This is a genomic window from Mesorhizobium sp. M1307 (assembly GCF_040318155.1).
Classification (GTDB): Bacteria; Pseudomonadota; Alphaproteobacteria; order Rhizobiales; family Rhizobiaceae; genus Mesorhizobium.
Window position 1 is genome coordinate 27,382 of the sequence record NZ_JAMYLR010000035.1, and the last position, 14,821, is coordinate 42,202.

The 14,821-nt window shown below is 64.6% G+C and carries 12 protein-coding genes; 4 read left to right on the forward strand and 8 right to left on the reverse strand.

Translation table 11 applies throughout. From position 1 onward, the window contains the following. Positions 1–43: 43 nt before the first annotated feature. Positions 44–472 carry a phasin family protein gene (locus tag NKH16_RS26795; protein WP_352747753.1) on the reverse strand — a complete coding sequence of 143 codons (429 nt, stop codon included), beginning with the start codon at positions 470–472 and terminating at the stop codon, positions 44–46. An 83-nt stretch (positions 473–555) separates the two neighbouring features. Next, on the reverse strand, positions 556–1,860 hold the full coding sequence (locus tag NKH16_RS26800) for a DUF445 domain-containing protein (protein WP_352747756.1): 1,305 nt from the start codon (positions 1,858–1,860) through the stop codon (positions 556–558). A gap of 191 nt (positions 1,861–2,051) precedes the next feature. Between NKH16_RS26800 and rirA the strand changes: the two genes are divergently transcribed. After that, positions 2,052–2,513, forward strand: coding sequence for an iron-responsive transcriptional regulator RirA (gene rirA, locus NKH16_RS26805; protein WP_023676431.1), 462 nt, complete (start codon positions 2,052–2,054; stop codon positions 2,511–2,513). Between the two features lie 219 nt (positions 2,514–2,732). Here rirA and NKH16_RS26810 read toward each other — a convergent pair whose 3' ends face one another. From NKH16_RS26810 to hemP, 5 genes are read right to left on the reverse strand one after another with little or no spacing between them, the layout of a single operon-like run. Continuing rightward, a complete protein-coding gene (locus tag NKH16_RS26810; RefSeq protein ID WP_352747758.1) occupies positions 2,733–3,521 on the reverse strand; it encodes a heme ABC transporter ATP-binding protein in 789 nt (262 codons plus the stop codon). 10 nt (positions 3,522–3,531) lie between these two features. Beyond that, positions 3,532–4,629, reverse strand: a complete 1,098-nt coding sequence (locus tag NKH16_RS26815; protein WP_352747760.1) for a FecCD family ABC transporter permease — start codon at positions 4,627–4,629, stop codon at positions 3,532–3,534. A gap of 5 nt (positions 4,630–4,634) precedes the next feature. Next, entirely contained in the window at positions 4,635–5,543 is a 909-nt protein-coding gene (locus tag NKH16_RS26820; RefSeq protein WP_352747762.1) for a heme/hemin ABC transporter substrate-binding protein, read from the reverse strand. A gap of 11 nt (positions 5,544–5,554) precedes the next feature. Next, complete coding sequence (locus NKH16_RS26825; RefSeq protein WP_352822631.1) at positions 5,555–6,613, reverse strand: hemin-degrading factor; 1,059 nt, start codon at positions 6,611–6,613, stop codon at positions 5,555–5,557. A 9-nt stretch (positions 6,614–6,622) separates the two neighbouring features. Further along, the gene (gene hemP, locus NKH16_RS26830; RefSeq protein ID WP_352587787.1) at positions 6,623–6,829 is read right to left on the reverse strand and encodes a hemin uptake protein HemP; all 207 of its coding nucleotides are present in this window, start codon (positions 6,827–6,829) and stop codon (positions 6,623–6,625) included. Positions 6,830–7,030: 201 nt separating this feature from the next. Between hemP and NKH16_RS26835 the strand changes: the two genes are divergently transcribed. The 3 genes from NKH16_RS26835 to tolA are packed head-to-tail and all read left to right on the forward strand — an operon-like array spanning position 7,031 to position 11,007. Then, complete coding sequence (locus tag NKH16_RS26835; RefSeq protein ID WP_502895009.1) at positions 7,031–9,244, forward strand: TonB-dependent hemoglobin/transferrin/lactoferrin family receptor; 2,214 nt, start codon at positions 7,031–7,033, stop codon at positions 9,242–9,244. A gap of 5 nt (positions 9,245–9,249) precedes the next feature. Further along, complete coding sequence (locus tag NKH16_RS26840; RefSeq protein ID WP_352747770.1) at positions 9,250–9,681, forward strand: hypothetical protein; 432 nt, start codon at positions 9,250–9,252, stop codon at positions 9,679–9,681. A gap of 48 nt (positions 9,682–9,729) precedes the next feature. Continuing rightward, entirely contained in the window at positions 9,730–11,007 is a 1,278-nt protein-coding gene (gene tolA / locus NKH16_RS26845; RefSeq protein ID WP_352747772.1) for a cell envelope integrity protein TolA, read from the forward strand. Between the two features lie 66 nt (positions 11,008–11,073). On the opposite strand, the gene putA is transcribed toward tolA, so the two are convergent. Beyond that, positions 11,074–14,685: a bifunctional proline dehydrogenase/L-glutamate gamma-semialdehyde dehydrogenase PutA gene (putA, locus tag NKH16_RS26850; RefSeq protein ID WP_352747774.1), complete on the reverse strand. Its 3,612-nt coding sequence runs from the start codon at positions 14,683–14,685 to the stop codon at positions 11,074–11,076. Positions 14,686–14,821 lie beyond the last annotated feature (136 nt).

A 14,821-nucleotide genomic window follows, 5' to 3' on the forward strand; every position in this document is an offset into this window, starting at 1 on the left:
ACCGCCGGTCTTCGCCGCCGCCAAGTGTGCTGCCGGGGAACAGCTACCTCTTGTCGTGGCCGGCGCGGATTTCCTCCATCGCCTCCTTGATGCGGCTGCGCAGGATTTCGATCGATTCGGTGCCGGACGCCCTCGCCAGTTCGGCCATCTCGCCGGCATTCTTCAGCGCGGTCTCGAAGAATTTCCTGGCGAACGCCGCCTGCTTCTGCATCATTTCCTGCGGATTGCCGGGCGCTCTGTAGCTTTGTGCCATGTCGGTGATTTCGCGCAGCGTGTCCTGCAGCATCTCGCGTTGCCTTGACAACAGCGCCGAGGCTCCAGCGGCGCTCGCCCGTGCCGACTTCTCCAGCGCTTCCAGGTTCTTGGCGTGGTGGGCGAGGATCGCCTCGACATCGACATTCGACAGCTTCAGGTCGCGGCCGAATTTGCCGAACATGTCGATGAAGGACTCGGACTCCGGTCGTTTTGCCATGCTGGTTCTCTCCCCCTGTTGCCGTGAACCCCGCCACTGCACGGAAGATAGTGCAGCGAAGCTCAGCGGTCCATTCGGACGAGTCAGCCGACAAGAAACAGCCGTTCGGCAGTGTAGAGCACGAGCCCGGCAAGGCCACCGATGATCATGCCGTTGAAGCGGATATATTGCAGGTCCTTGCCGATGTTCATTTCTATAAGCCTTGTCAGTTGCGCGAGGTCCCAGCGCTTGACCTGGTCGGCGATGAACTTCGACACGCCGCTCTTCTGGCTTTCGACGAAGGACGCCAGCGCCACGATGAAGCCCTGGTTCATGTCGGCCCTGATCTGCGCGTCGTCGGCAAGATGGCGGCCGACCTCGACGAACATGGTGGCGAGATGGTCGCGGATCATCGAATTCGGCGCCTTGGCGTCCTGTTCGATGAACAGCCGCAGGCTGTCCCACATATCGCCGGCCAGCGCGCTGAGCTCTGGCCGGGCAAGGAAATCGCGCTTCAGCTTTTCGGCGCGCCTGGCATATTGTTTGGATGTCCTCAGCCGCTCGACGAAGGTTTCGACGAAAAGGTCGAATTCGGCTCGCATCGGATGGTGCGGATCGGCGCGTACCTCATCGAGCAGCGAGCCGGCCGACGCAATGATCTTCTTCAACAGATAGGCGTCGGCGCGAAACAGGTTGAACAGCGACGGCAGTTCCTCGCGGATCTTCTCGCGCATCGTCGCCAGCGCCTGCTCGTCGCTCAGGAAGCGGCCGACCACCTTGGTGAACTCGTCGAATAATTTCTGGTGGCGGCGATCGTCGGTCAGCGCCGACAGCAGCTCGGCGGCGAGCGGCGCCAGCGGCACCTTTTCGATCTGCTCCAGCATGCGGCTGGTGACGAAGCTGCGCAGTCCGGATTGCTCGACCGCCGCCAGCGCCTGCGGCACCAGCCGGCCGACGAAGCGCGATAAATCGGCGGCGCGGTTCGGGTCGGCCAGCCAGTCCGCGACCAGCGCCGAAAAGTCGACCTCGGCGAGCTTTTCGCGCACCGGTTCCGGCGCCAGGAAATTCACCTCGATGAAGCGGCCGAGATTGTCGGCGATGCGATTCTGGTTGTCCGGGATGATGGCCGTATGCGGGATCGGCAGGCCAAGTGGCCGCCGAAACAGCGCCACCACCGCATACCAGTCGGCCAGCCCGCCGATCGTCGCCGCCTCGGCGAAAGCGGCGACGAAGCCCAACCACGCATGCCGGCTCTCGAGCGATTTCGCCACCGCAAAGACCAGCACGCAAAACGCAAGTGCTGCGGCGGCGACGAACTTGGTGCGCCTGAGCGCCGAAAGCTTGGCGTCGGCATCGGCGTCGAACCGGACGGACGCGACGGATGCAAATGCCGGGGCTGGTCGTGACATGATGGGCCGCTCCTGATCGTGTATGCGAACTTATCTAGTGTCGCCTGCCCCAGAAAGCGCGCCGCTGGTTCCGGTGCGCGCAATCGTGCACGCAAACTTGACGCCGGAATTCATCTATTATGCAGCGCCAGTCTGGAATTGTTCCAAACTATAGGCCATATTGACGCCAACCACTGTTATGTGAGGACACAATGCGGCTTACCCGTCAGACCAACTACGCCATGCGCATTCTGATGTATTGCGCCGCCAACACCGAGCGGTTGAGCCGCATCCCCGAGATCGCCGCCGCCTATTCGGTATCGGAACTTTTCCTGTTCAAGATCCTGCAGCCGCTGGTCGAAAACGGCCTGATCGAAACGGTGCGCGGCAGGAATGGCGGCGTCAGGCTCGGCCGCGCGGCCGAATCAATCAGCCTGTTCGATGTCGTGCGGGTAACGGAGGAAAGCTTTGCCATGGCCGAGTGCTTCGAGAACGACGCCGCCGAATGTCCGCTGGTCGACAGCTGCGCGCTGAATTCGGCATTGCGCGAAGCGCTCAACGCCTTCTTCGCCGTGCTGTCGCGCTACACGATCGCCGATCTGGTGGCGGCGCGCCCGAATGTGCGGCACCTGCTCGGCATCGACATGCTGGTGCAAAGGGCGCCGGCCGCCTGATTTTTGGTCGCATCTCAGTTGGTGAGGTCTGTTGAGATTCAGGTCAGGCCGAGCCGAAAATGGTGGGTTCCGAGAACCGGAACGGAGCGTACGTTTGGGTACGTGAGTACCGGCCTGCGCCGGCCATAGCCTTAACTGCCGCACCTCTCATGAATGCTTCGGCCGGCGAAGGCCGGAAGCGCAGGAAACCGCCATTTGCAGGCCGGCATCACCTGAATATCAACAGACCGACTGCGGCAATACGAACGGCATGTTTGCCGCCGGCAACACACCGACCTTCAGCCGGCAATCGAAGACCTTTTCGATCAGCTCGTCGCTGAGCACCTGTTGCGGCGAACCTGTAGCGGCGAGCCTGCCGCGATGCATGACGAAAATCCGGTCGGCATACATCGCCGTCAAATTGAGGTCGTGCAGGATGGCGACCACGCCGCCTCCCCGTCTGGCGAAATCGCGCGCGATGTCCATGATGATCAGCTGGTGCTTGATATCGAGGCTGGACACCGGCTCATCGAGGAACAAATAGCGCGGCTTGCCATCGAGCACCGGCGCCCAGACCTGGCAGAGTACGCGGGCAAGCTGCACGCGCTGCTGCTCGCCGCCGGACAGCTCCTGGTAGAAGCGGCCGGCAAAACCGTCGAGGTCGACGCGAGCCAGCGCCCGTTCGGGCAGGCGCTGGTCCTCGCCGGGCAACGCGCCGGAGCGCCCGCCGACCAGGCCTAGCCTGACGATCTCACGCACGGTGAACGGAAACGACAGCGTCGTCGCCTGCGGCAGCACCGCACGGACCGTCGCCGCATCGACCGGCTTCATCGCCGATAGATTGCGGCCGTTGACGGTGACCTCTCCCGAATAGCCAAGATCGCCGGACAGTGCTCGGAGGAAGGTCGTCTTGCCCGAACCGTTGGGGCCGACGATGGCCGCGATTTCGCCCGGCCGCGCCTCGAAATCGACATTGGCGACAATGCGCTTGCAGCCGATCGCCACCGAGACATCCCGCGCTTCGATCATAAGCAAACTTTCACAGGTCAATGACGCCGCGCTTGCGCAGCAGGATCCACAGGAAGAACGGCGCACCGGCGACCGCGGTGACGATCCCAATCGGCAATTCGGCCGGGGCAACGATGGTGCGGGCAACGGCGTCTCCCAACAGCAGCAGCGCCGCACCAAGCAGGGCCGATGCCGGCAGCAGGTAACGGTTGTCGGGGCCGATCAGCAGACGCAGCAGATGCGGCACGACGATGCCGACGAAGCCGATTCCGCCGCTGACCGCGACGGAGGCGCCGACCGCTGCTGAGACGCCGACAATCGCGGTGTATTTCAGCCGCTGAACCGGAATGCCGAGATGGCCGGCCGTGGCCTCGCCGAGCGCCAGCGCGTTGAGGCCGCGCGCCAGGAACGGCATTGCCGCCAACGCCAGCACGATGACCGGCCCGACCGAGCCGATCTTCTGCCAGGTTGCGCCGCCCAGCGAACCGAGCTGCCAGAAGGTCAGGTCGCGCAATTGCCGATCGTCGGCCATGAAGATCAGGATGCCGGTCAGCGCCATGGCAAGCGCCGCCAGCGCGATGCCGGCGAGCAGCATGGTGGCGACCGAGGTCCGGCCTTGCCGTGTCGCGACCCGATAGAGCAGCAATGTCGTAGCCAGCCCGCCGCAGAACGCAGCCAGCGGCAAAGCCATCGTGCCGAGCGCCGTAGTCAGCGGCGCCAGCATGGTCGAGCCAAGCACGATGACGGCGACCGCACCGAGGCTCGATCCCGCCGAAACGCCGATCAGGCCGGGGTCGGCCAGCGGATTGCGGAACAACCCCTGCATGACGGCACCGGAGACTGCAAGCGATGCGCCGATCAGCACGCCCAGAACAACGCGCGGCAGACGGATGTCATGGATGATCAGGCGGTCGCGGGCGCTCAACGCCGCGTCGCCGGGCAACGCGCCGAACAGCCAGTTGTGCATGACGCCAATGGCCGAGGCATCGGACGCGCCGGAGGTCAGCGACAACAGCACGGCGATAACCAGCCCGACGCAGAGCAGCACGATGACGAGGCGGGCACGCCGCGAACGGTCACCTGCCGTCGCCATAATGCCCGCCGTACCGGCGATCGAATGTTCGGCCATCGCGCTCAATCCGCGACCTGGCTGCCATAGAGCGAGACGGCGAGATCGTGGATGGCCTCGGCCGTGCGCGGACCGAAGCCGAGCAGGTAGCCGCCGTCCATGCGGATCAGCCTGCGGGCTGCACCCGCCGGCGTCGAAGCCACGGCAGGGTTCGAAAACAATTCGTCATCCGCGGTGGCCGGTCCGGCATTGTTCATCATCAGGATCACGTCGGGCCTGGCGGTGATGACTGCCTCGTCCGACAATTGCTTGTAGCCGGCAAAGCCGTCGATGGCGTTGATGCCGCCCGAAAGCTTGATGATGCCCTCCGCGGCGGTGTCGCTGCCGGCGGCAAGCAGCTTGCCGCCCTGCATCGACAGCACGAACAGGATGCGCTTGCGATCCTTGATCGAGGCGGTCTGCTTTTCGGCTGCCTTCAGCCTGGCGTCTATCTGGGCCGCCAGCGCATCGGCCTTGGCCTCGGTGCCAAGCGCCTTGCCGACGATGTGGATCTTTTCGAGAATGCCTTGATTATCATAGCGCTCGGTCACCTCGATGAATGGGATGCTTGATTTCTTCAAGACGTCGACGGCTTCCTTCGGTCCGCTGCCGTGCAGGGCCAATATGCCCGACGGATTGACCGACAGCACACCCTCCGGCGACAGCTGGCGCATGTAGCCGACATCAGGCAGTTCCGCCGCCGCTTGCGGATAGCGGCTGGTCGAATCGCGCGCGACAAGACGATCCTGTTCACCGAGCGCATAGACGATCTCGGTGATCGAGCCGCCGATGGCAACGATCCTCGAGCGGTCGGCGAAAGTCGCGATGCCCTCGGCGGCTTGAGCCGGCATCAGCGCGGCGAACGCCAGGAAAACAGCCGCCGCAGGACCAGGCGCCGACCTGGAGACCGATGCCAGCCTGGAGAAAAGAACCATCGTCGTTTTCCTCAGGCTGCGGTCGGGCTTGGGATACGCGGCAGGTTTTCGGCCAGAAAGCGCCAGTCTTCGCGCTCGCTTTCGCCTTCATGCCGCTTACCGAAGAACTGGATGATCATCTTGCCGTCGGCGCCATAGATTTCGAGCGACGTGACATGGCCGTCCTTGGTCGGCTTGCGCACGGCCCAGACCTCATCGATGTGGTCGGTCCGCAGGTGCAGATGGAAGTTCTGGTCGAGCACGTTGAGCCATGGTCCCATCGGCTTGATCGAGGCGACCGGGCCGGAATGGATCTGGATGCAGCCGCGATTGCCGACAAAGCACATGATCGGCATGGCGCCGGCAGCGGCGTGGTTGAACATGGCGTTCACCGCATCCTTGTCGACCAGCCAGGCGTAGTCCTGGCCGACCATGCGCACCGCCTGTCGGCGGCTGATCTTCAGTGTCTTCAGCATGCCGAAGAACTGATGCACGTCGGTCAGCTGGCTCCAGCGGTCGCGCAGATCGTCGATGCTCGCCGGGTTGTCCGCAGTCTCGGTCTCGTCGGCCGTGCCCGCTGAAATCGCCACCGTCGGCTCCTGGTTCGGCGATTCCAGCCCGGCCACCAGTTTCTGATAGGCGTAAAGGTTGGAGGCTGGCCTGAGATGCACCTTGTGTACCGCCTCGCCTGCGGTATCGAAGAACTGCAGGCTGCGGCGGATGTCGGCGCCATCGCGCTTTTCCACGGCAAAGCCGTGCGCCCAGACTTTTGGGAAAATGCGCAGGTCGATATTCTCACCGAGCACCATGGCATTGTGATTGCCGGTGACGACCTTGTCGTAGACGCCGATCTTCTCGTGCACCGCGCTTTCGTTGCGGGTCAGCGCCATCACCTCACCGACAGCTTCGAGGCCAGTCAAAAGGTCGTTGACACGCGGCTCGACGCGCACGACGCCGTCGCCGCAATGCGCGGCGACCAGTTCGGCCTCCGAAATACCGAGCTGGGCGGCGAGGTCGCGCTCGCGCATTTTCGGATTGTCTGCCCGTGCCCGCCGGATCTCGTGTGGGGCGGGTTTTACGCGCTGGTCCATTTCTACCACCTACTTGTTGAGGATGAGCTTGCCCTGCCGGGTGATCTTCAGCCGGTACAGCGCACCATGATGCTCGATGCCGATCTCGTGCTCGCCCTGGAACAGCGTGTTGCTGGACAGCGTTCTCACGGCCGATTGGATCCGGTCGAAACGGACGGAATTTTCGTCGGAACGGCGGACGCGATAGCGAAAGTCGCTGGGATTGTGCGTGTTCATTGGTTCGATCCCTTTTCCTGTGCCGGGCATCTGGCTCGGCGCCTGCGTGAAATGCCGATTCAATTCTTGACTCGAATAATCATGTTATCTAGCAGTGCAATACCGGAGTAAAGAGTCAACATTTAAGACGCCGGACACGATGAAAAATGCCAGCGAGCCCCAGGCCAGCCAGCATCGAACATGGATTCTTGGAGTTGCAGCATGGGGTTGGCGAATTGGGGACGGCTGGCGGGCAGCGGCCTGACACATTGTTCTATGACAAGCAAAATGGCCGCGTTGCTGGCCGGCGCGGCGGCGATCCCGCTGCTCGCCACACCGGCCGGCGCCCAGCAGGCCGCCCAACCGGCAGCCGACCAGCAGCAGACTGACCCGTCTCAACAGCCCGAAAAGGTAAAGCCGGCCCCGGCGGGTACCACACTGCTCGACAAGATCCTGATCCTCAGCCGTACTGGCGAGACGGCGATCGAGTCGCTTGCTTCAGCCAGCCATGTCGACGAGGAACAGCTCGAGCGCCGCATGGCGACGACGCCCAACGAAATGCTGTTCGGTGTGCCGGGTGTCGCCGTCCAGGCCGACGCAAGGCGTGTCAGTTCCAGCATCAACATCCGCGGCCTGCAGGATTTCGGCCGCGTCTCCGTCATCGTCGACGGCGCCCGCCAGAATTTCCAGCGCTCGGATCACGGTACGCAATCGACCTTCTACATCGATCCCGAATTGATCAAATCCGTCGATGTGATCCGCGGCCCGGTCGCCAACACCTATGGCTCCGGGGCGATCGGCGGCGTCGTATTTTTCGACACCAAGGATGCACAGGATTTCCTCAAGCCGGACGAGACCTGGGCGGTATCCGCAACTGGGCGCTACGAAACCAACGGCGAAGGCTGGACCACCAGCGCCACCGGCGCCTATCGGATCAACGAGAACTGGGACGTGCTCGGCAATATCGTCTACCGCGACTATGACGACTACAAGCATGGCGGCGGCGACGCTGTAGCGGGCACCGGCTTCGATGTCTTGAGCGGCCTCCTCAAGACGACCATCCGCCCCAGCGAAAACAGCGAGCTGAAGCTCGGTTGGATCGGCTCGAACGACGGATGGACCGAGACCAGCGGCAGCGCGCCGGTGAACGACGCCGACCTGAAGGCGAATACCTTCACGGCCCGCTACAACATCACCGACGAAGACAAGAGCTGGCTCGATCTCCACATCAATGCGTCCTACAACAAGACCAAGCTCGATCTGACGACCCTTGTCGCGCAAAACCGGTTTGATCCGGTCACCGGTCTGCCCGTGGTTTTGCCGGCGGGTTCGAAATCGACGTTCGACATCGGCACCTCCGGCATCGACATTTGGAACACGTCGAGATTCGAGACCGTCGGCATCGCGCATGAGCTGACCTATGGCGGCGACTGGGTTCGCGACGATGTCGAGACAGGCGGCACGGCGGGCGGCGACAGCTTCTATACGCCCTCGGGCAACAGGAACGTCTCCGGCGCTTACGTTCAGGACAAGCTCACCTGGGACTGGCTCGAGATCATCGCCGGGCTGCGCTACGACAGCTACAAGCTTGACAGCGATGTCGGCGAAACCTCTGGCGACCGGCTGTCGCCACGCATCACAGTGGGCATTTCGCCCTTCGAGAGCGCCAGCATTTCCGGGCTACAATTCTACGGCACCTACGCTGAAGGCTATCGTTCTCCGTCGCTATCGGAGACACTGATCAGCGGCAACCATCCAGCCGGCGTCAGCTTCCCGTTCCTCCCCAATCCCAATCTCAAGCCCGAAACCGGCAAGACCGTGGAGTTTGGCGTCAATTACAGCACCAACGGCGTCATTGAGGCCGACGACGCGCTGCGGCTGAAGGCGGCCTATTTCAACAACAACGTCGACGATTACATAGACGGCGTGACGCTCTCGCCGTTCGACCCGACCAGCGGCTGCCCGTTCGGTCCGGGCATACCGATCTGCTTCCAGTATCAGAATTTCGCCAAGGCCAAGATTCACGGCTTCGAGATGGAGGGCGTCTATGATGCCACCTGGGGCTTTGCCGGGCTTTCGGCGTCGTTCACCGACGGCCACACGATTTCCTATGAAGGCGAACGGGCGGACCTTGTCACCGTCCCCTCCTCACAGATCACCGGGCAACTCGGCTTTCGCTTCCTCGAGGACAGGCTGACCATCGGTGGCGAGGTGCAGTACAATGGCAAGCCGCAGGGCAACCCGGTGGCCAAGGACTATACGCTGGTCAATGCCTTCGCCAGCTACCAGGCGACCGACAATTTCAAGGTCGATTTCCGCGCCGACAATCTGTTCGACGTCAAATACGCCAACCCGCTGAACGCATCGACGACGAGCGTCGTCTACGAGCCCGGCGTCACCCTGAAGCTGGCGGCGACCATGAGGTTTGGAGGCTGACGACAATGAAAGGCATGACGGCATCCCTTCGTCTGTTCGCCGCGGTGCTGGCAATATTGCTTGCGGCGGCTCCGGCATGGACACAGCAGCAAGCACCGGCGCTGATCCTCGAGCTCAATGGCGCGCAGCCTTCCGACAAGGGCTGCCGCCTGACTTTCGTGGTCACCAACAATCTCGGCGCCGACCTTTCCAAGGCGGCGTTCGAGATCGCGCTGTTCAACGAGGCCGGCGTCGTCGACCGGCTGACCGTGCTCGACTTCAAGGAGCTGCCGGCAGGCAAGACCAAGGTGACGCGTTTCGATCTTGCCGGCACGGATTGCGGCAAGGTCAGCCGCGTGTTGATCAACAGCGCCACGGAATGCGCCGGCGCCGAGCCGAATGCCTGCATGCACGGGCTGAAAACGCAGGCCAGGACCGGCATCGCCTTCGGGGTCTGAATTTTGGGACCGGAACCCGCATTCGCACGAAACCCCGTCGCGTGGCCATTGGCCGGTTTCCTGCCGCCGGAACCGGACGATCCGGATTTCGCCATCCCGCGCGGGGCGCTGCGTGTTTCGCCGCGCGACAGGCCGGAAGACAGTTACATCGCCGACGCCGACGGCGACTTGCCGACGGTGCCTGCGGAGCCATTGCGGCAGGCACGACAGACGCGGCGGCGCCGCAACTGGACGGTGGCGATCGCCTGCTCTTGCGCATTCCACGTGGCGGTGGCGCTGGCCTTCCTCACGCTGCCGGACGACCGGCCAAGCATCGAAGGTGCCGATCAGCAAGGCGAAATGCTGCTCGGCGCCGACCCGCAGCAGGCGGCCGGCGATGTCGGAGACGATCCGGAAGTGGCCAACGTGACGATGGTGACCATGCTCGACGCCAAGCCGGTCGAAACGGTCGAGGCGCAGGCGGCCGCGGCAGAGGAGACGCTCCAGCCGGTCACCGATGCGGCGGAGACATCGGACAAAGAAGTGGTTGAGCCGGTCAACGAGGCCGCCACGGAAACTGCTGCGCCTGCCGATCGCACCGAACCAGCACCCGCGCAGCCGGCGCGCCAGGACCCATCGCCCGACGTTCTTGTGACCGACAGGCTGGTGCCTGCCGACGGCAATGCCGTGCCGCCGCCAGTCAGCGCGGCCGAAACGGCCGAGCCTGCCGAGACAAGCGCACCGGCACCAGCCGATCCGGCGCCGGCGGAAACAGTTCAGACGACCGAGACAGTCGGCGCGGCGGAAGAACCGAAGCCGGACAGGCCGGAGCCCAAGCAGCCGAAGGAGGCAACCGCAAAGAACAAGCGGGCCAGGAAGGCCGAACCAAACGAGCCTGAAAAGCCGGCCCTGCGCAGGAAGGCGAGCAAGGCACTTGCGAAAGCCGATTCCAAGAAGAAAAAGACCGGCTCCGGCGGCCGTGACGAAACGGATGTCGCGCGCGGCATGGCCGACGGCAGGAAGGACGGCAAGATCCTGACCGCCAGCAGGGGCGGCAAATCAGGCATCGGCAATGCAGCCTTCACGAACTATCCCGGCAAGATCAGGTCAAAGCTGGTGCGGGCCTTCAATTCGACACGCACGCGCGCCACTGGCACAGCCACGGTTGCCTTTACTGTCGGTTCGAACGGCAGCGTCCGGTCGGCCAGGCTGACGGGCAGTTCGGGCGTTGCCGCGCTGGACAAGGCCGCACTCGACGCGGTCCGCCGGGCTTCTCCGTTTCCCCCTATTCCAGACGGAGCCGGTCGCTCGGCCTGGCAGTTCGAAGTGCCGCTCGGTATCAGATAGCGACCGTCCCCATGCCGGCACCAAAGTTGGCGCCGCCCTGCCCGCGATACGCGAGCCCTGGCGAACCTACGCAGCGGCCAGCAGGCTGGCATTGCCGCCCGCCGCCGTGGTGTCGACGCAGACGGCGCGCTCGTGGGCGTAGGCGGCCGGATAATAGACTTCGCTGATCAGCGGCACGATCGGGCCGGCGCGCTCGGCGATGACCTTGCGCACGATGCGCGCGGCCTCGGGCGTGCCGGAAAAGGCAACGACATCGACCCGCAGCGAGCGCGCTTCGACCGGGTCCGGTCTGCCGTCGATGGCCGCCAGCGGCAGTCCCTTGCCGGTCAGTGACGAAAGTGCTGCCGGCGCGCCGGGCGCGACGGCGAGCACCGCATTGCCGGCGGCCAGCGCCTGGATCGTCTGGGCAAGCAGCGTATCTGCGTCCGGGCCAAGGCAGAGCACGCGGCCGCGCGGCGACAGCGACAGCGTGTTGGCCTCACCGGTCGGCCCGGGCAGGTCGACCTGGCCGAAATCGATGCCGGCGGCAGTGCCGATAGCCGCGGCACCCTTGCCGCGCAGATGTTTCCTCAGGATGGCGACGCGATCCGGCCGCGTCGACCAGCCGCCAAAGGCCGGGTCCGGCAGATTGTCGGCGAGCTCGGTCGCCGTCACCTTGCGGCCTTCGGCAAGATGGGTGCCGGCTTCCGGCCCCTTGCGGAAGCGCCGGAGATAATGTGGCCCGCCGGCCTTCGGCCCGGTGCCGGAAAGGCCCTCGCCGCCGAACGGCTGCGCGCCGACGACGGCGCCGATCTGGTTGCGGTTAACGTAGATGTTGCCGGCATGGATGCCATCGACGAAATGCTGGGCGCGGCCTTCGATGCGGGTGTGCAGGCCAAAGGTCAGGCCATAGCCTTTGCGGTTGATCGCAGCGATCACCGCATCGATCTCGTCGGCATCGAAGGTGGCGACATGCAGCACCGGCCCGAACACCTCGCGCTCCAACTCCTCGATGCCCTTGACCCGAAAGACGTGCGGCGCAACGAAGCGGCCGTCCTTCGGCGCTTCAAGCTTGGCGATCAGCCGGCCCTGCAGGCCCATTTTGGTGCAATAGTCACGGATCGACGCTTGCGCCTCGTCATCGATGACCGGGCCGACATCGGTCGATATCCGCCACGGGTCGCCGAGGCTAAGCGCTTCCATCGCGCCTTTCAGCATCTCAAGCATCTTCTTCTCGACGTCCTTCTGCACGTAGAGAATGCGCAATGCCGAGCAGCGCTGGCCGGCGCTCTGGAAGGCGGAGGCGAGGATGTCGCGCACCGCCTGTTCGGGAAGTGCTGTGGAATCGACGATCATGGCGTTGAGGCCGCCGGTCTCGGCGATCAGCATGGCGTCGGGCGCGGCGGTCTCGGCCAGCTGCTTTTCGATCAGCTTGGCGACCTCGGTCGAGCCGGTGAAGCAGACGCCGGCAATGCGCGGATCGGCGGTCAGCGGGCCGCCGACCGAAGGGCCGTCGCCGGGCAGAAGCTGGATGATGTCTTCCGGCACGCCGGCCTCGCGCAGTAGCTGGACGGCGCGGAAGGCGATCAGCGGCGTCTGTTCGGCCGGCTTGGCGATCACCGAATTGCCGGTGACGAGTGCCGCCGCGATCTGCCCGGTGAAGATGGCGAGCGGAAAGTTCCACGGCGAGATGCAGGCGATGGTGCCGCGCGCCTCGGTGCCCGCCTCGGCATTGGCGGCCTCGGCCGCATAGTAGCGCAGGAAATCGACCGCCTCGCGCACCTCGGCAACGCCGTCGGCGAGCGACTTGCCGGCCTCGCGGCTGGCAAGCGCGAAAAACTCGACGGCATTGGCTTCGTAGAGATCAGCCGTGCGGTTGAGGATGGCGGCACGCTCGGCGACCGGGCGTCTTGCCCATGCCGGTTGTGCCTCGACGGCGATGCGCACGGCGGTCTCGACCTGCTTGGCGCCGGCCTCGCTGACCGTGCCGACCACTTCGGAAGGTTTTGCCGGATTGACCACCGGACGCTGCTTGCCGTAGCCGGCGGCGCGGCTGACCGGCTTGGCGTGCCAGCGCTCCGGCCCGGCGAACTCGGCCCTCGCCTTGTCGATCGCAGCCAGCGTCAGCGTGTCGGTGATATCGAAGCCCTTGGAATTGCGCCGGCCGGGGCCAAAGATCGCCGACGGCGGCACGATCGCCGGATTGGCGGCGGGGCCTTGTTTCTCCATCGTGTCGATCGGGTCGCGGGCGATGTCCTCGGGCTCGACCTCTTCATCGGTAAGCTGGTGGACAAAGGAGGAATTGGCGCCGTTCTCCAGCAGCCGGCGGACCAAATAGGCGAGCAGGTCGGAATGCGCGCCGACCGGCGCATAGATGCGGCAGCGCGTGCCTTCGGCCCGCCGCACCGTCTCATGCAGCGCCTCGCCCATGCCGTGCAGCCGCTGGAACTCGAACGTATCGCGGTCCGTCGTCATCGACAGGATGGCGGCGACGGTGTGGGCGTTGTGGGTGGCGAATTGCGGGTAGATCCGGTCGGTCATCGACAAAAGCTTCTTCGCGCAGGCCAGGTAGGAGACGTCGGTATTGGCTTTGCGGGTAAAAACCGGATAGCCGTCGAGCCCGAGCGTCTGCGCCCGCTTGATCTCGGTGTCCCAATAGGCGCCCTTGACCAGCCGCACCATGATGCTGCGGTCGTATTTCCTCGCCAGCTCATTGAGCCAGTCGATGGTGAAGGCCGCGCGCGGACCGTAGGCCTGCACGACGACGCCAAAGCCGTTCCAGCCGGCAAGCTCCGGTTCGGCCAGTACCCGTTCGATGACGTCGAGCGACAGGTCGAGGCGGTCGGCCTCCTCGGCGTCGATGTTGAGGCCCATGCGCGAATGGCGCGCCGCCAGCGCCAGCGACAGCAGCCGCTCGGCCATGACGGGCAGCATCTTTTCCTTCTGCGTCACTTCATAGCGCGGATGCAGCGCCGAAAGCTTGACCGAAATGCCGTGGTTCTGGCGGATGTCGGGGCCGTTGGCGCCGGCATCGAGCGAAGAGATGGCATCGGCATATGCCTTGAGGTAGCGCAGCGCGTCGGCCTCGGTGCGGGCCGCCTCGCCCAGCATGTCGAAAGAATAGAGATAGCCCTTCTGTGTCATCGGCCGGCCGCGCCTGACCGCCTCGGCAATGGTGCGGCCGAGCACGAACTGCTCGCCCATCTCGCGCATGCCGGCGGCGACCGCCTTGCGGATGACCGGCTCGCCCAGCCGGCGCACCATCGCGCGCAGCGTGCCTTCGATGCCGCCCTCGCCTTCGTCGAGCACGCGGCCGGTCAGCATCAGCGCCCAGGTCGATGCATTGATGAAGATCGAGCTCGAGCCGCCCGAATGCGCCGACCAGTCGTGCGGCGCGATCTTGTCGGCGATGAGGTCGTCCATCGTCTCGGTGTCGGGCACCCGCAGCAGCGCCTCGGCCAGGCACATCAGCGCCACGCCCTCCTTGGTCGAGAGGCCATAGGCGGACAGGAAGACCTCCATCAGCCGCGGATCGGACGAGCCGCGCACCGCGCGCACCAGATCGGCGGCACGGGCCGAAATCGCCTTGCGGTCTTGCGCGGACAGCCCGGCCGCCTCGGCCAGCCGCTTCACCGCCTGGTCTTCGTCGGGCAAATAATTGGCACGGATTTGCTGGCGGATGGTGTCGAGCGCTGGCATGGCGGTCCTGTAGAACGAGCATAAGGGGGCGGGCCGGCGGTCACCGGGCCGAATGGCGCAACCTAACATAAGTACGGATTTCGGTCGGTCCAAAGAAATCGACAAGACAGGTCGATTGATCTATGATTGCGGGTCG